Consider the following 19,004-nt stretch of genomic DNA (forward strand, 5'->3'; position numbering starts at 1 on the left):
TGATATTAATTTATCAAAATAAGCATAAAGGAGGTGAAAAAAAGTTGATCACAAACCGAATTCAATATAAAAACATTTTTTTGTTTTTAGCACTGCTAACACTCTTAGTCCTTTCAATTTCCCCAGCCATGGCTGCTACTGATGACGCATTGGCAGACAGTGAATTCCCTAAAGCCCAAAATGATAACCAAAACACTGGTCAGTCCCAGTATGTTGGACCTCAATCTAATAACACCACCGGGAACTTTACCCCAGATAATGAAAACACCAAAATAACTGGTGCACCATCTATAGGACCTGATGGCACAGTCTACTTACCAACATCATTCAATAATGGCATCAACGAATTAGCTAATCTATATGCATTGACACCTGATGGAACTAAAAAATGGAACTTCACCATTTACGATGGAATCATCTACGATAGCAATTACAATTACATCAGTGGGTCTCCTGCCATTACCAATGATGGAACCATTTACATCACCGGTGGGTTCTTTGATAGTACCAGGACTTATGGCTTTTTATATGCTATAAATCCTGACGGCACATTAAAATGGAAATACATCCTCAACGAAGGAACAACCGTTTACATGAGAGGTTCTCCAGCTATAGGAACTGATGGAACTATCTACTTCACCACCAACTATTACGACTCTGGATGGTACGCTAAATTAAATGCAGTGAAACCTGATGGTACCTTAAAATGGGGATATTCTGTTAGTCAAGGAGCTTATGGAGGTAATATTGCATCTCCAGCCGTAGGGACTGAAGGAACAATCAATTTTGCCTACATGTACTATTGGAATTATGATGGACAGAGTGTATTGCGCGTGCTGGATCAAAATGGAAACTCTATATGGAGTGGCGGTATGTCAGGAAATTTGGACTCAAGTGCATTGGTAGTTCGTGAAGGAATCGTTTACATGGTCGTTGATGGTACATTATATGCCATGAATCCATCTGAGGATCAAGCTGACTGGAAATATACTATTACCAATGGTCGTTTCCGTACCAATCCCTCAATTGCTAAAGATGGTACCATATACATTGGAGGTTACTACGACAATGGTGATGGATATAATTATGGATTGTATGCCATTAACCCCGATGGAAGTCTCAAATGGAATTACCCAACAATGTATTCTGTAAACCATGAAGCAGTAATTGGTGCAGATGGAACCATTTACTTTGGAGAAGGCGATGAAGATACTTTCTTTGCATTAAACAGTGACGGAACTCTTAAATGGTCTTTACCAGTGTATGCTACTAGTTCTGCAGCCATTGGAAGTAATGATTATCTTTACTTCGGAGTAGTAGACGGTAGAAACAATGTACTTTACATTGTCCGGGCAGCTGGATCTGATCTGGACAACAAAGAACCCAACAATACAGAAAACACAACCGTTAACGCAGTAACCACCACTAAATCTTCTGGAAACTCTATTGGCATGCAGGAAACCGGAACACCACTAACTGGAATAGTTCTTGCTGTTCTAATGGTGCTGGGTGGGTTAATCTCTACCAAAAGACACTAACAAAAACTTTTTTTTCTTTTTTTTATCCAACAAGATATGGTTGACCTTCGAAATTCAAAAATCCTTTCCAACTTACATTTTAACTGACTATAAGAAAAAATGGTTATGCCAAGTAATACTAATAAAATTTTATTTTCATTTCTAAGATATTTTTACCTATTCCTTGCTAGAGATGCTAAAATGGCAATTAGACTCAGTCCCACGGCAATAAGGTAGATTACCTGGATGCTGGCCAATAGTTCCGGATAATTCTGGGGATTGAACTGTACGGCTCCAATGTAGACGGCGAATATTATTAGGATCAGTCCCATACCGAAGGTTTGGCCTAATAGTCGCATGGTACTTACCGTAGCCGAGGCTACACCGTAGTATCTTCTCTCCACCGATCCCATGATGGAGTTCATATTGGGGGCAGAAAAAATGCCTACACCTATCCCTAAGATAGCCAGAGCCAATACTATAACGTACAAACTGGTCTCTTGGGTTATGAAGGCAAAGATCACGAGTCCTATGGTTATCAGTCCCATTCCCAGGGAGGCTAATTTTCCAGGGTCAATCTTATCGGAGAGTCTACCAGCGAAGGGAGAGATTATTACCATGAAGGCCGTCTGAACCACCAGGATCAATCCCGTTACATTGGGATCCAGTCCCTTGATATATTGTAGGTACAGGCTTAACAGGAAAGCCACGGTGGATAAGCCTATATAACTTATAAGCGCGGCCAGATTGGAGAATGCGAATCTTCTATTTTTAAAAAACAAACTCATGTCTAGAACCGGATGTTCAACCCTTAACTCCCAGATCACAAATCCAGCCATCCCTATTATACCCACTATAACCATTACCATTCCCAGAGTTCCGGTTATACTGGAAAATCCTACTAGAATCAGGGAGAGCATAACGATATAGATTAAAGAGCCCCAGTAGTCCAGTTTTTCACCTACACATCCTGCCCATTCCCCCTTCATTTTCCAGAGGACCAGGGACAGGACCAGTAACCCCAGTGGCACTACCAGATAAAAAATACTCCTCCAACCCAGGTACTGGGTTAGAAAACCTCCCAGGACCGGCCCCATGACCAGCCCGGCATATCCGGCGGTAATATTTATTCCGATGGCTTTACCTCTTTCCTGGGGAGGGAATACTGAGGCTATGATGGCTAGGGCGGTTACAAATATCATGGCACTGGCCACTCCCTGAAAAGCCCGCATTATAACCAGAAATTCAGGGGATGGGGATATGGCGGCAAAGAAAGAAGCGAAGGTGAGAACTACAATACCGTAGGTGAAAATCTTTTTCATCCCATATATATCGGCAATTTTACCAAGGGGAACTGCGAACATGGCTGATGCTAAAAAGTAGGCGGTAGTAACCCAGCTTAACAGAATGGCGTTAACTGCCAGATCATTAGCAATAGTAGGCAAAGCCACAATTAGGGAGGTGCCTAAAAATGGAGTTAAAAATGCAGCCAGAGTAGCGATCAGTAAAATTACGGTTTTATTTATTTCTTTCCTTTCAGTTTCCATCTTCTTTCCCCCTATATTCCAGATTAGCAATCCCCCACTCTAATCATTAACATAGTATATGCTGGAGTGGACTACTTGCACCCGGAGCGGTCTTCCGTACAGCTTCCCATCCAGGAGCTGTTGAAGTTTCTCTATGGGTGGCAGTTCACCCTCCCCTATAACCACCAGGACCACTGAATTATCGGCGTTCTCGGAGTTTACCGATTCAACCTGGTATCTGCTGCCAATCAACCACTCTGCTGATGCATCCTGCACATTCTTGGTGATGATGCTGTTGGTGCTGATATTGTAGCCGTTATAGGCCAGTGGAACCAGGATCAAGGCAATAATAACTATCACTAGGGCAATACTTTTTCGTCGGTGTTTCACGGACTGGTACCGGCCCACTACCTGGGGGAAGCCCATCACTGCGAAAAGGGCCGCGCCGGTGATGAGTATGGCAAAGAAGTTGGTTATAAAAAGCAGAAAGCTCCCCATGGCCAGGGTAAAATTGGAGGTGGCCAGTAAGATGCCGGTGTTGGCCAGGGGAGGGACCAGTGAGATGGCAATGGCCACTCCCGGCAGGGTGTCTGATACATCACTGCGGGACATGGCAAAGGCACCGGCCAGGCCAGTAACCAGGGCTGCCAGTAGGTCCAGGATACGTGGTGCGGTACGTATCATGATCTGGTCCACGTTTTCCGGTATGGTAATGCTTACTATGGGAACCGTCAGTAAGTAACCAATGGCGATGGATACCGCGATGCCCCCCAGGCTGATGAGGAGTGAGTTTCGAATGGCGTGGGTGTCGCCGATGCTGATACCGAATGCCAATCCCATGATGGGCAGCATGAGCGGCGCCACGATCATGGCCCCGATGATGGTGGCCACCGAATTGCCTAAGAGTCCATAGGTTGCGATGCCGGAAGCCAGTACTAAGAGGCAGAAAAATTTTACCAGACTTCTTTTAAGATCCGGTCCTTCAAACATTATAATATCTCGTAGCCGGTTTACTTCTTCTTTATTAACCGGCCCCCCGTGTAGGGTGGTGCCTAGGGATTCTAACATGGATAAATTCTCCTACACAATCTATTCTTTCCTAAATAATGGATTTTTTAAATCATCTGCAAATTATTGGAGGTACCTTTGGTGTTATATTTTCTACTCTACCACTCTGTATGGACTGTTGGTAAAATAAATTTAATTATTAAGTGATTCCAGGCCAGGAGTAAAGATCATATTAAGAAAATTTTATTTCTTTAAAAAAAAGGATAATACTTGGAGAAAAAAATGGTTAAAAGATTTACCAAAGAAATCTGGTTCAGAAAAAGACGTCTGGGATGGGGCTTCAGCCCAGTAACCTGGCAGGGATGGCTGGTTACACTAATTTTAGTATTAATCCTGATTCTTGATGCTATGTACCTCTATAAATCTACATTATTCGGTATTATCCTGGTAGTAGCAATAATTGGTTACATTATCCTGGCTTTCCTAACCAGCGAATATTTGAGTTACTCTTCAGATAATGATGAAGGAATGGTTTAAAAATAAAAGTAGTTTTTGATTCTGGTAAAAAGTCTAGACTGGCTATCTACACTTTTATTTGCCTCCTACTTGGATTTTCCAGGATAACCCTAAGAGGAAATGGAGAGATAGGAATCAAAGGTTTTTAGTTGAACTCTTAGGAGACTGAAATCCAGAAGCAGTTTATTTTCCTAAAACTTCATCTTTGAACTTCTCGAATCCCATATGGTCAATGAATCTACCCAGACGTTTTACTTCCTCATTTTCTTTATAATAAGAAATAATTTTAGCCATTAACTCTAAAACCTCTTCACTGGACAAGTCTTTAGCAATTAAATCCCCTATTCTGGGCCTGATCCCTGCAGTACCACCCACCAGTACATTCCAACCATTTTTAGTACCGATAAGTCCAATATCCCTGACTGCTGGTTCGGCACAGGAGTTTTCACAACCTGAAACCGCGATTTTCATTTTGTCAGGTGTCTTGGTGCCCATGAACTGTTGGTCAATTTCCAGCCCAATTTCATGGGTTTTTTGTTTCCCCATCTTACAACAGGATGCTCCAATACAGAATTTGACGGGCCTGACTATTTTACCGGATAAACCCCCGGGTCTCATACCCAGATCATTCCAGATATTATCTACATCCTTAAAGGGTATGCCGAAGATGGTAATTCGATGTTCGGAGGATAGTTTAAGGGCTTTAGCATCATATTTTTCGGCTACATCCGCAATTTTTCTGAGGGTATCCGGTTCAACCAGCCCTCCCGGGATGTAGGGATTAACTGCATAGGTTTCCATGTCTTTTTGAACTGCTGCACCTTTCTCGGGCATGTTAGTCTTTTTATTTGACATTTTTTTACCTCTGATTTAATTTTAAATGATGAAATATAGTTAAAATTATTATATTTTATTGGATTAATAAACATAATCAATAAACTTATGAACAATTATTTAAAAGCTGTTTATTAATCCCTTCATAGATTATTTAATAAACTAACACAAGATATTCTTAGAATAAACAAGGAATGGATATGTTCGATGTTTTTTCATCAGAGTTATTTGAAGAGAACATAGAATGGTTCTACAACATTAATTGGGGTTTGGATAACTCAATTTTTGATCTAATAATGCCCCTCATATCAACTCTAGGCAGCGTTTATGGCTGGACTATATTTTGTATCGTGATCTACATCTTCGGTGACAAGTTTGGTAAAAAAGTGGCCTTATTGGCCTTGATTGCATTATTCGTAACCAATATCATTGTGATTTTTTTAAAATATGTGGTGGCGGAACCAAGACCATTCTTAACCTTGCCCAACGTAGATTTATTAGTCCCAGTTGACGGTCAGTCCTTTCCATCAGGACACACTGCATCATCTTTTGCAGCCGCTACTGTAATCGGTTTAAAATACCACGTAAAATCTAAAGGAAGACTATACTGGTTAGTATATCCACTTTTCATCTTTGCCTTCCTAGTTGGAATATCAAGGATATACGTTGGTGTCCATTATCCCTACGATGTAATAATCGGAGCCTTATTAGGAACTATTTGTGCCTTAACAGCATTAAAATATGAAAATAAATTACTAAACAATAAAATTGCCCATTTTTTCTATTAAAAATTTAGAAATCTAATCTATGGAGGATCTACTAATAAATGGGTTAATTGTCTATTTTGAATTATACATTTAATAAACTTCGGGATAGCTTAACGATACTCATCCAATAGATTATCAAAAAGATATATCCCTTTCTTTGAGAATAAAGACTTCGGGCTTTCCTTGTAATCCCAGTTCTTCCAATACCTTTTTGTTTTCTGGTTGTTCAAAAAAAGGCCAGGCATGCTCCAGGTCATCCCATTCATATAAGATCAGAACTTCATTGGGATTATCTGAGTTGCGAAAGACTTGAGCCTCCTGGACACCATGACCTTTTCGGATATTCGCTGCTTCATCGAAAGCTGGTCTCCATTTATCATAATCCTCGAATACCAATTTTGCCATCACCTTAACCATAATACTACCTCCTTCCATAATAATTCCATATACTCTGGAGTTTGAGCTGTCGAGTGCTTAGTCACAACTTCTTCATAATATCTTCTGAATACTGGGCGTGTCGCAGGTTGACCACATTGAATGAAGAAAATTGCATTTCCATTATGAAGTTTTCCACAGCCTGCACCGAAGGTGCCTCCAGGACCATAATGATGTTGTGTTCAATGGCCACTCCCATGTTAAGCACAATTTTTACATCCAGTTTAGCTGCAACTTCTTCCATATGGCTGGAACGTTCAAAAAATGTATGTTTAACCTCCGGGTTAAACATTGGACACATATCCGGTAGATGTTTCATATCCAGAATAAACAATTCCATATTCCCCCCTCCCTGTTATAATGTCTGTTTTTTCATCATGATATAATATCAGATCAAATAGAGGGGAAAGAGTTAGAGAACATTAAAAAAAGAAAATTAAGCGTTCACTGCCCGGTAAGCTGTTGCAGGTTGTTGGCAGTATTCTGCACGGTGTTGGTGGTGTTATTTATTTCGTTAACAGTGTTATTTACGTCGTTGGCGGTTTGTTGTACCTGGTTGGCTGTGTTTTGAACATCCGTACAACCGGAGACTGTCACCACCCCCACAGCTAGTAGACAAATTAAAATTACTATGGAAATTTTCCTCACATGACACCCCTCCCTACTATTATATTCACCTTTAACGTAAAAAATTTATACATGCCTACCGGGAAAAATTTGATGACCTTGTTACCCTTTACATGGTAAACCCAGTTAGAAGTAGAAAGATAAGGTAAATTAATATCAATATCAATGCCCGGAAACGGGTGAGACCAGTTTTACTCCTTAGAAATAGTATAAAAATAGAGATCAGGAGTATTAAAAACACGGCCACGATCTCGAATTCCGTGAAATCAGGTACCAGGACTGGACTTATAATGGAAACCGCCCCCAGGATTAAGGTGGAGTTAGCTACGGTACTACCCATCAGATCACCGATGGCCAGGATTTTATAGCCATGGAGCATGGAAATAGTCTCAAAGGCCAGCTCTGGGAGGGAGGTGCCGAAGGAAACTACTATTATACCGATGAAAAAAACTGGAATTCCCAAATCCACGGCTATTAGGGATGCGTAATCCACCAGGTACCTGGCGCTGACTAATAATGCAAGTAAACCCAGGGTGAAAAACAATATACTTTTAATAAACTGGGTTCGAGTCACCACTTCTTCCTCTTCTTCAAACTCGGAGTGTCTGAAAACAAGTGAAAAGTAAGCCAGAAATATTATAATTAAAACTATACCATCCCAACGGGATAACATTCCATCTAAGGCCAGTAAGATGGGTAACAGGGCTAAAAAGAAGGGATAGGTGAGTTCCTTTTTTATTTTATTTTCCTTAAAATTAATTTCCCCGGCAATGAGTACCGCGGTTCCAATAATCAGAGATAAATTAACGACGTTGGAGCCTAGAATGTTCCCCAAGGAAAGTTCCGGTATTCCCTCCAGGGCCGAGGTCACCCCTACCACCAGTTCTGGTATGCTGGTGGCAATGGCGATGATGATGAAACCCGCAGCAAAATGGCCTAATTTTAGATAGGAAGAGATTTTAGAGACGTACCTGGTGGTGATGATACCACTGGATATCAGGACCAGTAATAGAAAGGTGAAAATCAGAAGATCAATATCCATGGCTTTTATATTATTTTTGATGCTATTTTTTTATTTCCCGATCCTCTTTGTAAAATTCACTAAAATTTTTTATATCACCTAAATTATAACTTTATTAAAGGGTAGGGGTCCCTAGTATGTGGCAGACACGTAGCTGGTTATGGATTATTATTTTAGCTCCCATGTTAGCCGTGGGCGGTATATTCCTGTTTTTAGCCTTCACCACCTCCCCTGATGCCCTGGCCGATGATGGCTCGTCACTTCAGAATTTATTCTACTTTATGGGGGCTTGCTTCATAGTTTTCCCCTTGTTGGGGGCCTTGGGTGTTTTTTATTTCTTCAAAAGGATCAATGACCGGGAAACTTATCTATTAAATAAGGGCCTGGAGGGTGAAGCCGAGATACTGAGCCGGGAGCAGACTGGCACTTACCTCAATGAGCAGCCCCAGGTCAAATTCCAGCTACTGGTAACTGTAGCTGGGGAGGAGCCCTACCAGTTGGAACATAAAGAGTATGTGAACCTCCTGGATGTGGGATCTATAGCCCGGGGTATGAAGATCCCGGTAATGGTTGATCCCCGGGATCCTAAAAACGTACTCCTGATCTACGGCTGATTAATTTTAAAAAAAACAACTTTTATATGCTAGTTTCTCACAATCATTGGTATTAGGCAGGGGTTCCCGAGCGGTCAAAGGGGATAGGTTCAGGGCCTATTGGTGTAGACCTTCGAGGGTTCGAGTCCCTTCCCCTGCACTCATTCAATATTAATCGACTTTTCCTTCTCTATTTACCATCAGTAGCTAGTCTAGAATAGTTTTATCTTATTGTCCTTGGCTAATTGTTGGATATGCCGGGCTGCCTCCTGGGGAGGTTGGAGGGTTATCCATTCATAGAGGGCTATGGCACCCAGGGGACCACCGCCATCCTCTAGATTATCGATTAATATTTCGTCCAGTTTACCCGGATCTTCGTTCAGGGGAGTGTAATCATACTGGCAATTAGCGCAGAGAAATCTACCCCTATTTTCGATTATCAGACCATTTTTCTGACACTGGGGACATTTGATGTAGATCTGAGATTTCATAGTACTATTATATACCTTTAAAATAATACTTTTTGCGCATAGAACGTAATCCACACTTAGAAATACGATAAAACTATTACCCTAATCCACTTACACAAAATTATAGAGATTAAGGTGAAACAGTGTATGTAATAGAACTTGACCACCAGGACTTACCACTGGAGAAAGCAGGAGGTAAGGCCCTTAATTTAGCAAAATTGACTCAGGCCGGTTTTAATATTCCTCCGGCCTTTATTATCTCAGTAGAGGCCTATGATTCTTTTATAAAAGGGGAAATGGAAGATAAGATCTCCCATATACTTCATTCTGTTGATTTTAATCGGGAAGACTCCATATCCCAGGGTTGTTCATCCATCAAGGACTTGATTAAGGGGGAAAAATTACCGTCTGCTATTCATTCTCAAGTCACCGCCAGGATAAAGTCTCTTCCCCAGGGGTACTATGCGGTGCGATCATCAGCGGTGGCCGAGGACCTGGCCGATGCCAGTTTCGCCGGACAACTGGACAGTTACCTCTACATCAAAAAGGAGGACATCCTGGATAGGGTAACTGATTGCTGGGCATCCTACTGGAATGATCGAGCTGTGAAGTACCGTCATGATTCTGCCCTGGGACATCAAGACTCGGGCATTGCAGTCCTAGTCCAGAAAATGGTGGATGCTGATATCAGCGGCGTGACCTTCACCACCAACCCGGTGGACGGATCCAGTAACATCGTCATCGAGTCCACCTGGGGCCTGGGTGAAGCTATCGCCTCGGGACTGGTCACCCCGGATACCTTTGTCCTGGACCGGGAGGGTAAGCTCCTGGATAAGGAGATCCAAAACAAGACTCAGGGCTACTTCCTCCAGAACGGTAAGAACACCCTGATCCCCATTGAGGATGATTACCAGGGAAAGTCCAGCCTCAACATGGAACTCCTCCAGCAGTTATTGCAGCTGGGAATCCAACTGGAAGAATTCTTCGCTGTGGCCCAGGATGTGGAATGGGCCCTGGAATGTGAAAATAACACCATTTACATCCTCCAGTCAAGACCGGTGACCACCCTAACTGAGGGTGATGATATCCTGTGGACCCGGGCCTATGGGGATGAGTACTGGGCCGATGCCACCACCCCCCTCTTCTACGATGTCATGGGTAAAATGCTCACTGACTACGTGAACCATGAAGGCGCCCGGATCATGGGCTACAATGACATCACCAACACCCAACTCCTGAAACTCCACAAGTCCAGGGTTTACTTTAATAGCTGGGTTCTGGAGAAGGCCTTCTCCTATTATCCCAAGTTCGCCCGGTCCAAGGAACTCCTAAACTACTTCCCCCTGGAGGATCAGGAACGGATATCCCAGTACCCCTCCATTTTACACAAAACCCTGCTATCACAAGTCTATATTGCCCTGCGGGACTCAGATGGGATGATGCACAAGACGGATAAGGCCTACCGGAAATGGGCCAACAGCTTCATGATCCGGTGTGAAGAGTTTGACCGCACCGATCTGGAAAAAATATCCGACCAAGAGCTGATATCCCTGTACCAGGACATCGAGATTGCCGGTATCAAGCACTACCAGCTCATAAGGTATGGTATGGTTTCCCACTCCATCGCCACCAACTTGATGGTGAAAAACTGGCTGGTGGAATGGCTGGATGATGACGGATCACTCTACGCCGGTTTGATATCGGGTTTAGATGATAACAAGACGGTGGAGATGAACATCAAGTTCTCGGATCTGGCCATGATTCTGAGGGAAGACCCGGATCTGTTAGAAAAAATAAATAATGTAGATCTGGAAACCTTAAGTCAATCGGAGATCAGAGAATTAATATCCACTAATCCCGATTTTAAACAGGAGTTTGATCTGTTCATCCGCAACTACGGGCACCGGTCCAACACCCGGGAAATATTATATCCCCGCTGGCGGGAGGACCAGGCCTATGTCCTGGGTGTGGTTAAGTTACTATCCTCCTCGGATCTGGATTTAAGAAAAACCGAGGCTGAAAGTCGTAACCACCGGTTCATCACCGAAAAGGAAGTTTCAAACCGGATAAAAAAGACTAGAGGTGGATTTTTCAAGGCCCGGATCTTTTCCATGGTCCTTAACTTAGCCCAGACCTACCTCACCTTCCGGGAGAACCAGCGCTTCTACCTGGACCACATCCTCTTCCGGCAGCGGCTGATGCTCCTGGATATGGGACGTAGACTGGCTGAGAGAAAATTCATCACTGAAACTGATGCAGTATTCTTCCTCTACGAGAAGGAGTTATTCGATATCCTGGAGAAGGGGAAGATGGCGCCGGATTTGAAGGACCAGATCCTGAAAAGGAAGCAGGAATTCCATCGCTATAAATCTTCACTTCCCCCTAAATTCATAAAAAACGGCATCGAATTCGATGACACCGTCATGGAATATGACCAGAACGCTATCTACGGAGCGGCGGCCAGTCCCGGAACCTTTACCGGCGTGGCCCGGGTGGTGGAATCCATAGAGGAGCTATCCCAGCTGGAGGATCATGAGATCCTCATTACCAGCAACACCGACCCGGCCTGGACTGCGGTGTTCTCCAAGATCGGGGGCCTCATCACCGAAACCGGGGGGATACTATCCCACGGTGCCGTGATATCCCGTGAATACCGCATACCCGCAGTTACCGCCGTTAAGGGAGCAACTCAAATTTTTAAAACCGGGGAGGAGCTGGTGGTGGATGGAAACGAGGGAGTGGTGTATAAAAAAGGGAACTGGGGGAGTAATGATGAAAAATGAGAAAGTTAAACAACAACCATCAGATACCGCCCTCTTTACTGCACTACGACGAACCATCGCCCATAAGGAATATTCCCAGAAAAATTGGGGACCAGACTATCTGGCCGAGATATTTTTACCTGCTCACTACCGGTTTTTTTTGAGATTCGGAAAGATAAGAAAAAATACTAATAATAAATTAGCTCGTTTTATGCCCGGATTAACTGAATACATCATTGGCAGAACAATTTTCTTTGATAATCTTTTCATAAATGCCCTTATTAACCACATTCCCCAGATTGTGTTGCTTGGTGCCGGGTACGATTCCCGGGCTTATCGTTTTGCCAAGTTCAACAGTGGCACCATAATTTTTGAACTGGATGCCCTTCCAACTCAGAATCGAAAAAGAAAAAGCTTGAAGGCTGCACATATAAATATTCCCCAAGAAATCAGGTATATTCCAATAGATTTCCTCACAGAATCGTTAAGTGATGTTTTAGAGAAGGCTGGATATAGAAAACAGGAAATAACACTATTTTTATGGGAAGGAGTTAGTTATTACCTGGATTTGGAATCGGTAAAAGAAACACTGGACTTTGTTGGTCATGCACAGGGGGATAGTGTCATTGCCTTCGACTACACCATCCCTCTTTCAGAAGAAACCATGAACAATCTTTATGGTGCCCGGGAATTTAAAAAATCAATGAAAGAACATCACGGAGATGAAGAATTCATGTTCTCCATAAACAATGGGAAAATTGAATCGTTACTGGCAGAAAGTAATCTGGGAATGATAGAATATATGGATAATGAAACCATGGAACAAACATATCTAACGGACGAAAAGGGAGTGTTGCTGGGTCGAATCACTGGAAATTTTCGTTTGGTATGTGCATCACCACTAAAATGAATGATTATATACCTTTGAACTTTGAAATCAATAAATAAAGGTGAGAGAATGGATTCTGATTTAGAAACCCTTAAAAAACACGAGGAATGGAATGAGAGCTACTACTTCAACTTCCACGATGAAACTAACGATTTAACCGCCTTCATGCGTATCGGTAACAAGGTGAACAAGAACGAAAAATCCATGTTCTTCTACCTCATGTCCCCCTGGAAACTGGCCGGAGTTAAACTGGAAGCCCCCTGTGATGATAATCCCCTCAGTATCGCTGGTTTAGATTACCAGGAACTGGAAACCGGGAAGTGGCGGTTGACCTTCAACGGATCCATCTTCAATCCCCAGAAAAAGTCAGAATGTAAGGTGAACATGGACGTTACCTGGGAGGCCTTTAACCCGGTTATGGATTACGTGGATTGTGTTGATGAGAAGGAAACCAGGATGTCATCCCGGGTGGCCTCGGAGCACTATGAACAGTTCGGGAGGGCCTTTGGCACCATAACTATTGATGAGGAAACCTTCCAGGTGGATGGTCGGGGCGAAAGGGACCTGAGCCGGGGAGTGCGGGAATGGGCCTCCCCTAAGATGTGGATGTGGATCAACAGTGCCTTCTCCGAGGAGGAGGCCTTCAACCTCACCAAACTCTCGGTGGAGGAGGGAGAAATCGACGCCGGGTACTTCTACACCGGCAAAGTTAACCATCCCCTGGTAAAATCCATGGTGGACCTGGAATTTAAAGAGGAAGTTCCTTCCCGTTTTAAAATGGTCCTGGAGGATAAGGATAAACAGAAATACGAAATATCCGGTGAAGTGGTACGTTACGGCTTGATACCCATGGATGAGGCCATGAATCTCTATGAGACCCTGGCCAGATACACCTGGGAAGGAAAGGTAGGGTATGGTGTCGCCGAGTTTCTGATCCCTAAACCTCAGCGTACTCCTCTTTAAGCTTCAACCAGTCCACCTTACCAATGAGGGTGGTGGGCAGCTCCTTCCGGATCTCGATCTCCCGGGGAACACTCCAGGTGGCCAGGTACTCCCGGCACATGTCCATGATCTCCTTTTTCACCCCTTCCGAGTCTTTATATCCCTCTTTTAAAACCAGGAAGGCCTTGATCTTCTCGATCTGGTATTTATCTGGGATGCCAATGACACAGGACAGGGCCACGGCTTCATGCTGGTTGATGACACCCTCGATCTGGGTGGGGAACACCGAGTAACCGGAGCTTTTGATCATCCGTTTGATCCGTGACCGGAAATAGAAAAAGCCATCTTCATCCATGTAACCCAGATCCCCAGTATGGCACCACTTAAATCCATCAGCATGGACTTTCAGGACTTTATCCGTTTCTTCCGGGTTGTTGTAATATTCTAACATCACAGTGGGGCCGCTGACACAGATTTCTCCCTCGTCACCCGGGGGCAGGTCCTGGGTGGTGCCCACCCTGACGATCTTGTACAGCATATCCGGCAGGGGAATACCCATACTACCCCGCCGATCATCGCTGTGGGGAACCAGGCAGCTGACCGTCACGGTCTCAGTTAAACCATAACCCTCCTGCATGGTTACCTGACTACCCCTTTCTTTAAGGAACTGGTCGAATTGCTTTTTCAGCTCCACCGGCACCGAATCTCCACCGGCAAAGACCCCCTTCAAACCACTGAACTCCGTTTTTTGCATCTTTTTACTCCGAAGCAGGGCCTCGTACAGGGTGGGTACTCCGGCGATGTAATGGGGCTGGTGTTTGGCAAACTGGTCCGCGAAGATACTGGCATTGAACTTGGGCACCAGAATGGCACAGGCCCCCACACACATGGGCAGGTGTACACAAACCGTCAGGCCAAAGCCATGGAAGATGGGTAGGATGCACATTATTTTATCCTCACTAATCTCTCCCAGCCTTTCATGGTTTAAATAGGCTAAACACTGGATTACCAGGGCGTTGAAGTTATGATTGGATAACAGAACTCCCTTCTGCACCCCAGTGGTTCCGCCGGTGTATAAAACCACCGCCCCATCCCCACATTCCATGGAACTGTTAATTGTTAGCCGGGATGTGTAACCCAGTTTTTTAAATTTCTTCCAGGAGATGAGCAGTTTATCTTCATTATATCTTACTTTTGGAATTTTATGACCCTCCAGGGCCCAGAAACCCATAGTCATCCTTTTACCCAGATAGTCACTGATCTTAGCCACGATAATCTTCTTGAGGTCCAGATTGGCCTGGACCTTCTTCAGGTAGGGGTAGGAAAAGTCACCGATTAGAATAAATTTACTGTCCACGTGTTTCAGGTAGAACTCCATCTCCTTAGGGGCGGACAGGGGATGGATCATATTGGCCAGGGCCCCCACCTGGTTGATGGCGTAGAACATCACCACCGCGTGGGGAGTGTTGGGCATACACACCGTAACCGCATCCTCTTCGGTCACCCCCAGCTTTAGGAGTGCCCGGGCACAGTTATCCACTTCCTGGATGAGTTTCCTGTATTTAATCCTTTTACCCATAAATTGCAGGGCCACATGATCCGGATACTTCCCAGCTGAATCTCGTAACATTTCATAAATGGTTTTATCCGGATAAAACAGGCTGGCGGGTGTGTCTTTATTGTAGAACTTAAGCCAGGGCCGGTGATAGTTCACCGCGTCCTCGGCTTCCATGATGAGGGGTGAAATCTTCATAAGAATCAAATATCCACAGGGTAGTGTTCCAATTTTTCTTCCAGAAGTTCCGGGTTATTCAAAATTTCTTTAAATTCATTCATGGCCCGGATAAAGTAGAATCCATCACTGATACGTTCATCGATGGTGGTAGAAATTTCAACCAGGTATCTATCCACTGGTTCCCCGGTTTCCGGGTGGAAGATCCGCTCCGGGTGAATCTCTCCCAGACAGATAAAAACCGAACTGGTGCCCCGGTCATATAAATGGTGATAGGGAACGTTTTTGAGGCCAATACTACCCAGGTTGGTTACAAATACACTGGCATGCATGGGATCGGCCTTGTAAATATCTTTAGGGTATCTTCCAATGTAGTTTAGAAAATCTAGAAATGCCACCGAAAATTGGACTACTGGTTTGGGAAACCTGGCGAACAGGTTAAGTATATCGGTAGCATCATCGCTGTCTCCGCTTTTAACTGTCCTGATCTCCCTATTCAGTCTGGAAACCACAGACCACAGGGTTTCATCTCTATCGAAGCTTTCTTTGATAACCGTTTCTTCTCCTTCTTCGGTGAATTCCTTTTTGGCAACGAAGGCTACCTCTATTTTCTTTCGCTGGTAAAAGTTTCTGCCGGCTATGAATCGGTTTAAATGTGGTTTAAGGGTAAAAAGCCGGACTAGAGCTGCTAAAAATACGTTGAAATATGTGATTTTATCCACGGACCCCTGGGGGGTGTTAATGGGATTCCGGGATAATTCCTGGTCTTTTTCCTCCACGTACCGGACGAAGTCGGTCACGTCAATTTTCTCCTTAAAATATATGGCCGAGGAGTTTCTGGAGGTCATTAGGTGGGGAACCAGTTTGGTAAATGAACTAAGATCCTTTAAAATCCAGCCATCCATTCTATCTCCCCTTCTTTTTTTCCGGGGATAGGATGATTCGGTAACCGGATCTTCTCTAATTCTAGTTTCAACTGACATATCTCTCCCTAGACTCCTATTGATTAAAGGTGTTTAAATATTAGATTCATGGCGGAGTTCTTAATTCCCAAACCCCGGTCTTTTAAAAAATTTCATTAGCACCCACCACCCATAATGAATACCATCAAACATTAGTGGGGTGTTGGCATGCTGGACTTTGGTATAACTGCCCAGGAGAAGATGGAAGATTACACCACCAGATCTTTGAAGGAACTCACTTCTGGTGATGAAATATCGGGAGAAATAGTGGTAGGTGAATTTAAAACGGTTCCCATGGGTAAACGGGAAGTAGCTGAATTTTATGTGGTCATCACCGACCATGAACAACGTCAAAAGTGGGTCTGTGAGTTTATAACTCCCTACTCACCCGAGACTGATAATATCTATGGTGAAAATGGAGGTTTATTCTACACCTTCATGGACAGCCTCAATCACGTGATCAACCACACCCCCCTGAACTGGCAGGAGAACTACTCGGTTAATTTCACCAGGTTCCGTAACCGGGTGAACGAGTACGTCTCCCTGGTTACGGTTAAGGCGGTGCCAGCAGTTAACCCTGAAGAGAAGACGGTGAATTTACAGGTTTTAGATGCCCAGGTCAATACCCAGTCGGAAAAACCCAGTATGGTATCTATCTACGATGTAGCCCAGAAAGACCCCATCGTGCTCATGGCCTACACTCATCTTAGAAATAAAGGAGAAAGAAGAACGGTTAAGAATATAAGATTCGAATTGAAGGCCCTCCTGGATGATGGAAAAATCACTGATAATGCTTACCAAACTGCCCTGGAGGAACTTAAAATAGTAAAGGATTCGGTTTAGACTTTAGAGGCCTAAACCGGTTTATACTATTTGCTGCTATCCATCATCAGGCTTTTACCTTCCATCTTCAGGTAGGCTCCGCATTCTCGGCAGAATAGGGTGATGCCTGGATTTTTATAACCGCACTGCGGGCAGTAGATATCTTCAAAAACGTTGGATAAATCAAATACTACTTCCAGTTTTCCCCCGCATTCACATTCTTCTTCAAAATCGTCTGGTGATTCATCGGGTTCTAACTTGTAGTAACCTCTGCATTTATCGCATACTAAATATCCCATTTTATTATCCCCCCCATTATTCATAATTGATGAGATTATGGCTCATCACAGGATATTGTTGCAAACGAACAATGTTGTTGTTTATGACTGTCATTATATTTATAGCTATGCAATGCATTTACAACGATTTTTGAGGGCCCCATGGACCCTAAATCTATGATTATCTATGTTTCTTATTTTTCGCCTTTTTAGAAAAAATATGAGGGATAAACCCTCTACAATTTAATTAAACTCATCATCTGACTTTCCAGATCTGTTATCTCGGTTTGAAGTTCCTGTACCTGACTCAGATGTGCGTTTTCATTTCTTAATAGACGGATCTCTTCGATTATCTGCAATATTTTTTGCTGCAGATCCTGTATTTGCTGGTAGGTGCTGTTTTTCAGTTTCTGTATCTTTTCCTGCCCCAGTTGATGGTCAGTGTGTGTCTGGTTACAGTTACTGGAGGAGTTGGTGGCATAGATGGGAAGGATACATATCAGCACTGCAAATACGCAAATTATGGCCAGTTTTCGCGAGTCCTTATCACCTCCTGGTAAGTGGATAGTAAAGGATCGGCTTTAACTTAAAAGTAGTTATTCCAGATTTAGGCCCTAATCAGTACCAAATTCATAAAAAAGAGTTAATTTAAAATGAAAAATAATTGAAAAAATTAGATACGCTTCTTCTTTACTTCCAGGGGCATGGGATGGTCTTTACAGTACTCGAATAAGTGTCCACATTCGGAGCACTTAATAACACCCACGTCTCCATCAGGTAGGTGCGGGATCATTAATTTAGCCACCCCTATTTCGGGATTTTTTCTGGTAGAGATCACTTTATCGACACAACCACATTCTGGACATTTTTGACTTAATTCTTCAGCTTTCATCTGGAATTTCCCCGGCACTGATTTATATAAGGATATGGTTTGATTTTATACGAACGTATGTAATACTACGAACCGGTTCTATTTAAATTTTATGTTACTAAAAACTTCTTAGTGGTTTAAGTTTCTATATACGGGCTATAGTGAAGTTTCAGTTACCACACCACTCCCTGATCTTGCTATTCCACTCCTGGATCCTGATACTCCTACTATCACACTTGTTTCTCTGGATAGAGAACAAAACATAACAGTGCACCAATTATGGGGGTCTGGACCGAAATCTTCGAAAACATCCTTTTAGATCAAGGGAGATATGGTACCATCCAATGTGCAGATGTTTGTAAGTTTTTTTTCATACAACCTATATTGTTGTAGAATTTTCTGTATGAAAACAGCTTATCCGGATTATTATGA

Annotated in this window: 21 protein-coding genes and 1 tRNA gene; 9 read left to right on the forward strand and 13 right to left on the reverse strand. The window is 43.3% G+C overall.

What is annotated here, in order from left to right; translation table 11 throughout:
• Positions 1 to 44: 44 nt before the first annotated feature.
• Positions 45 to 1,538, forward strand: coding sequence for a PQQ-binding-like beta-propeller repeat protein (locus FGU46_RS10675; protein WP_286475090.1), 1,494 nt, complete (start codon positions 45 to 47; stop codon positions 1,536 to 1,538).
• Positions 1,539 to 1,690: 152 nt separating this feature from the next.
• Here the strand turns inward: FGU46_RS10675 and FGU46_RS10680 are convergent, their stop codons facing one another.
• Together FGU46_RS10680 and FGU46_RS10685 are read right to left on the reverse strand one after the other, a co-directional pair.
• Positions 1,691 to 3,064 (reverse strand): MFS transporter, encoded by a 1,374-nt coding sequence (locus FGU46_RS10680; protein WP_286475093.1) that lies wholly within the window; start codon positions 3,062 to 3,064, stop codon positions 1,691 to 1,693.
• A 39-nt stretch (positions 3,065 to 3,103) separates the two neighbouring features.
• Positions 3,104 to 4,111 (reverse strand): TIGR00341 family protein, encoded by a 1,008-nt coding sequence (locus FGU46_RS10685; RefSeq protein ID WP_286475095.1) that lies wholly within the window; start codon positions 4,109 to 4,111, stop codon positions 3,104 to 3,106.
• A gap of 222 nt (positions 4,112 to 4,333) precedes the next feature.
• On the opposite strand from FGU46_RS10685, the gene FGU46_RS10690 reads away from it, so the two are divergent.
• A complete protein-coding gene (locus tag FGU46_RS10690; protein WP_286475098.1) occupies positions 4,334 to 4,588 on the forward strand; it encodes a hypothetical protein in 255 nt (84 codons plus the stop codon).
• Positions 4,589 to 4,750: 162 nt separating this feature from the next.
• Here FGU46_RS10690 and FGU46_RS10695 read toward each other — a convergent pair whose 3' ends face one another.
• On the reverse strand, positions 4,751 to 5,422 hold the full coding sequence (locus FGU46_RS10695) for a nitrite/sulfite reductase domain-containing protein (protein WP_286475100.1): 672 nt from the start codon (positions 5,420 to 5,422) through the stop codon (positions 4,751 to 4,753).
• Positions 5,423 to 5,601: 179 nt separating this feature from the next.
• On the opposite strand from FGU46_RS10695, the gene FGU46_RS10700 reads away from it, so the two are divergent.
• Positions 5,602 to 6,189 carry a phosphatase PAP2 family protein gene (locus FGU46_RS10700; RefSeq protein ID WP_286475102.1) on the forward strand — a complete coding sequence of 196 codons (588 nt, stop codon included), beginning with the start codon at positions 5,602 to 5,604 and terminating at the stop codon, positions 6,187 to 6,189.
• A 114-nt stretch (positions 6,190 to 6,303) separates the two neighbouring features.
• On the opposite strand, the gene FGU46_RS10705 is transcribed toward FGU46_RS10700, so the two are convergent.
• From FGU46_RS10705 to FGU46_RS10720, 4 genes are all read right to left on the reverse strand, one after another.
• Positions 6,304 to 6,585 carry an antibiotic biosynthesis monooxygenase family protein gene (locus FGU46_RS10705; protein WP_286475104.1) on the reverse strand — a complete coding sequence of 94 codons (282 nt, stop codon included), beginning with the start codon at positions 6,583 to 6,585 and terminating at the stop codon, positions 6,304 to 6,306.
• A 61-nt stretch (positions 6,586 to 6,646) separates the two neighbouring features.
• Positions 6,647 to 6,943, reverse strand: a complete 297-nt coding sequence (locus FGU46_RS10710) for a hypothetical protein (protein ID WP_286475108.1) — start codon at positions 6,941 to 6,943, stop codon at positions 6,647 to 6,649.
• 104 nt (positions 6,944 to 7,047) lie between these two features.
• Entirely contained in the window at positions 7,048 to 7,251 is a 204-nt protein-coding gene (locus FGU46_RS10715; RefSeq protein WP_286475110.1) for a hypothetical protein, read from the reverse strand.
• An 88-nt stretch (positions 7,252 to 7,339) separates the two neighbouring features.
• Positions 7,340 to 8,272, reverse strand: coding sequence for a sodium:calcium antiporter (locus tag FGU46_RS10720; RefSeq protein ID WP_286475112.1), 933 nt, complete (start codon positions 8,270 to 8,272; stop codon positions 7,340 to 7,342).
• A 116-nt stretch (positions 8,273 to 8,388) separates the two neighbouring features.
• Here FGU46_RS10720 and FGU46_RS10725 point away from each other — a divergent pair, with 116 nt between their 5' ends.
• Together FGU46_RS10725 and FGU46_RS10730 are read left to right on the forward strand one after the other, a co-directional pair.
• Positions 8,389 to 8,865 (forward strand): hypothetical protein, encoded by a 477-nt coding sequence (locus FGU46_RS10725; protein ID WP_286475114.1) that lies wholly within the window; start codon positions 8,389 to 8,391, stop codon positions 8,863 to 8,865.
• Between the two features lie 56 nt (positions 8,866 to 8,921).
• A tRNA-Leu gene (locus FGU46_RS10730) sits at positions 8,922 to 9,004 on the forward strand.
• Positions 9,005 to 9,056: 52 nt separating this feature from the next.
• Here FGU46_RS10730 and FGU46_RS10735 read toward each other — a convergent pair.
• Positions 9,057 to 9,335 (reverse strand): hypothetical protein, encoded by a 279-nt coding sequence (locus FGU46_RS10735; RefSeq protein WP_286475118.1) that lies wholly within the window; start codon positions 9,333 to 9,335, stop codon positions 9,057 to 9,059.
• A 122-nt stretch (positions 9,336 to 9,457) separates the two neighbouring features.
• Between FGU46_RS10735 and FGU46_RS10740 the strand changes: the two genes are divergently transcribed.
• The 3 genes from FGU46_RS10740 to FGU46_RS10750 are packed head-to-tail and all read left to right on the forward strand — an operon-like array spanning position 9,458 to position 13,928.
• Positions 9,458 to 12,097 (forward strand): PEP/pyruvate-binding domain-containing protein, encoded by a 2,640-nt coding sequence (locus FGU46_RS10740; protein ID WP_286475121.1) that lies wholly within the window; start codon positions 9,458 to 9,460, stop codon positions 12,095 to 12,097.
• Complete coding sequence (locus FGU46_RS10745) at positions 12,084 to 12,986, forward strand: class I SAM-dependent methyltransferase (RefSeq protein ID WP_286475124.1); 903 nt, start codon at positions 12,084 to 12,086, stop codon at positions 12,984 to 12,986. The genes FGU46_RS10740 and FGU46_RS10745 overlap by 14 nt, the downstream gene beginning before the upstream one ends.
• Positions 12,987 to 13,034: 48 nt before the next feature.
• On the forward strand, positions 13,035 to 13,928 hold the full coding sequence (locus tag FGU46_RS10750; protein WP_286475126.1) for a DUF7065 domain-containing protein: 894 nt from the start codon (positions 13,035 to 13,037) through the stop codon (positions 13,926 to 13,928).
• Here FGU46_RS10750 and FGU46_RS10755 read toward each other — a convergent pair.
• Positions 13,903 to 15,660: a class I adenylate-forming enzyme family protein gene (locus FGU46_RS10755; protein ID WP_286475128.1), complete on the reverse strand. Its 1,758-nt coding sequence runs from the start codon at positions 15,658 to 15,660 to the stop codon at positions 13,903 to 13,905. The genes FGU46_RS10750 and FGU46_RS10755 overlap by 26 nt on opposite strands.
• A gap of 5 nt (positions 15,661 to 15,665) precedes the next feature.
• Positions 15,666 to 16,622: a 2-oxo acid dehydrogenase subunit E2 gene (locus FGU46_RS10760; protein ID WP_286475130.1), complete on the reverse strand. Its 957-nt coding sequence runs from the start codon at positions 16,620 to 16,622 to the stop codon at positions 15,666 to 15,668.
• A gap of 147 nt (positions 16,623 to 16,769) precedes the next feature.
• Between FGU46_RS10760 and FGU46_RS10765 the strand changes: the two genes are divergently transcribed.
• Positions 16,770 to 17,444: a hypothetical protein gene (locus FGU46_RS10765; protein WP_286475133.1), complete on the forward strand. Its 675-nt coding sequence runs from the start codon at positions 16,770 to 16,772 to the stop codon at positions 17,442 to 17,444.
• A gap of 26 nt (positions 17,445 to 17,470) precedes the next feature.
• Here FGU46_RS10765 and FGU46_RS10770 read toward each other — a convergent pair whose 3' ends face one another.
• From FGU46_RS10770 to FGU46_RS10780, 3 genes are all read right to left on the reverse strand, one after another.
• Entirely contained in the window at positions 17,471 to 17,722 is a 252-nt protein-coding gene (locus FGU46_RS10770) for a zinc-ribbon domain-containing protein (RefSeq protein WP_286475135.1), read from the reverse strand.
• A 215-nt stretch (positions 17,723 to 17,937) separates the two neighbouring features.
• On the reverse strand, positions 17,938 to 18,207 hold the full coding sequence (locus FGU46_RS10775) for a DUF3450 domain-containing protein (RefSeq protein WP_286475137.1): 270 nt from the start codon (positions 18,205 to 18,207) through the stop codon (positions 17,938 to 17,940).
• Between the two features lie 167 nt (positions 18,208 to 18,374).
• Positions 18,375 to 18,593 (reverse strand): TIGR04165 family Cys-rich peptide, encoded by a 219-nt coding sequence (locus FGU46_RS10780; RefSeq protein WP_286475141.1) that lies wholly within the window; start codon positions 18,591 to 18,593, stop codon positions 18,375 to 18,377.
• Positions 18,594 to 19,004: the final 411 nt, after the last annotated feature.

Origin of the sequence: Methanobacterium sp. CWC-01 (genome assembly GCF_030323845.1) — an archaeon.
Lineage (GTDB): Archaea > Methanobacteriota > Methanobacteria > Methanobacteriales > Methanobacteriaceae > Methanobacterium > Methanobacterium aridiramus.

Coding starts and splice junctions, on each gene's coding strand:
- FGU46_RS10680 (WP_286475093.1), bottom strand. CDS start 3,064: ATGGAAACTGAAAGGAAAGAAATAAATAAAACCGTAATTTTACTGATC.
- FGU46_RS10685 (WP_286475095.1), bottom strand. CDS start 4,111: ATGTTAGAATCCCTAGGCACCACCCTACACGGGGGGCCGGTTAATAAA.
- FGU46_RS10690 (WP_286475098.1), top strand. CDS start 4,334: ATGGTTAAAAGATTTACCAAAGAAATCTGGTTCAGAAAAAGACGTCTG.
- FGU46_RS10695 (WP_286475100.1), bottom strand. CDS start 5,422: ATGTCAAATAAAAAGACTAACATGCCCGAGAAAGGTGCAGCAGTTCAA.
- FGU46_RS10700 (WP_286475102.1), top strand. CDS start 5,602: ATGTTCGATGTTTTTTCATCAGAGTTATTTGAAGAGAACATAGAATGG.
- FGU46_RS10705 (WP_286475104.1), bottom strand. CDS start 6,585: ATGGTTAAGGTGATGGCAAAATTGGTATTCGAGGATTATGATAAATGG.
- FGU46_RS10710 (WP_286475108.1), bottom strand. CDS start 6,943: ATGGAATTGTTTATTCTGGATATGAAACATCTACCGGATATGTGTCCA.
- FGU46_RS10720 (WP_286475112.1), bottom strand. CDS start 8,272: ATGGATATTGATCTTCTGATTTTCACCTTTCTATTACTGGTCCTGATA.
- FGU46_RS10725 (WP_286475114.1), top strand. CDS start 8,389: ATGTGGCAGACACGTAGCTGGTTATGGATTATTATTTTAGCTCCCATG.
- FGU46_RS10735 (WP_286475118.1), bottom strand. CDS start 9,335: ATGAAATCTCAGATCTACATCAAATGTCCCCAGTGTCAGAAAAATGGT.
- FGU46_RS10745 (WP_286475124.1), top strand. CDS start 12,084: ATGATGAAAAATGAGAAAGTTAAACAACAACCATCAGATACCGCCCTC.
- FGU46_RS10750 (WP_286475126.1), top strand. CDS start 13,035: ATGGATTCTGATTTAGAAACCCTTAAAAAACACGAGGAATGGAATGAG.
- FGU46_RS10755 (WP_286475128.1), bottom strand. CDS start 15,660: ATGAAGATTTCACCCCTCATCATGGAAGCCGAGGACGCGGTGAACTAT.
- FGU46_RS10760 (WP_286475130.1), bottom strand. CDS start 16,622: ATGTCAGTTGAAACTAGAATTAGAGAAGATCCGGTTACCGAATCATCC.
- FGU46_RS10765 (WP_286475133.1), top strand. CDS start 16,770: ATGCTGGACTTTGGTATAACTGCCCAGGAGAAGATGGAAGATTACACC.
- FGU46_RS10770 (WP_286475135.1), bottom strand. CDS start 17,722: ATGGGATATTTAGTATGCGATAAATGCAGAGGTTACTACAAGTTAGAA.
- FGU46_RS10780 (WP_286475141.1), bottom strand. CDS start 18,593: ATGAAAGCTGAAGAATTAAGTCAAAAATGTCCAGAATGTGGTTGTGTC.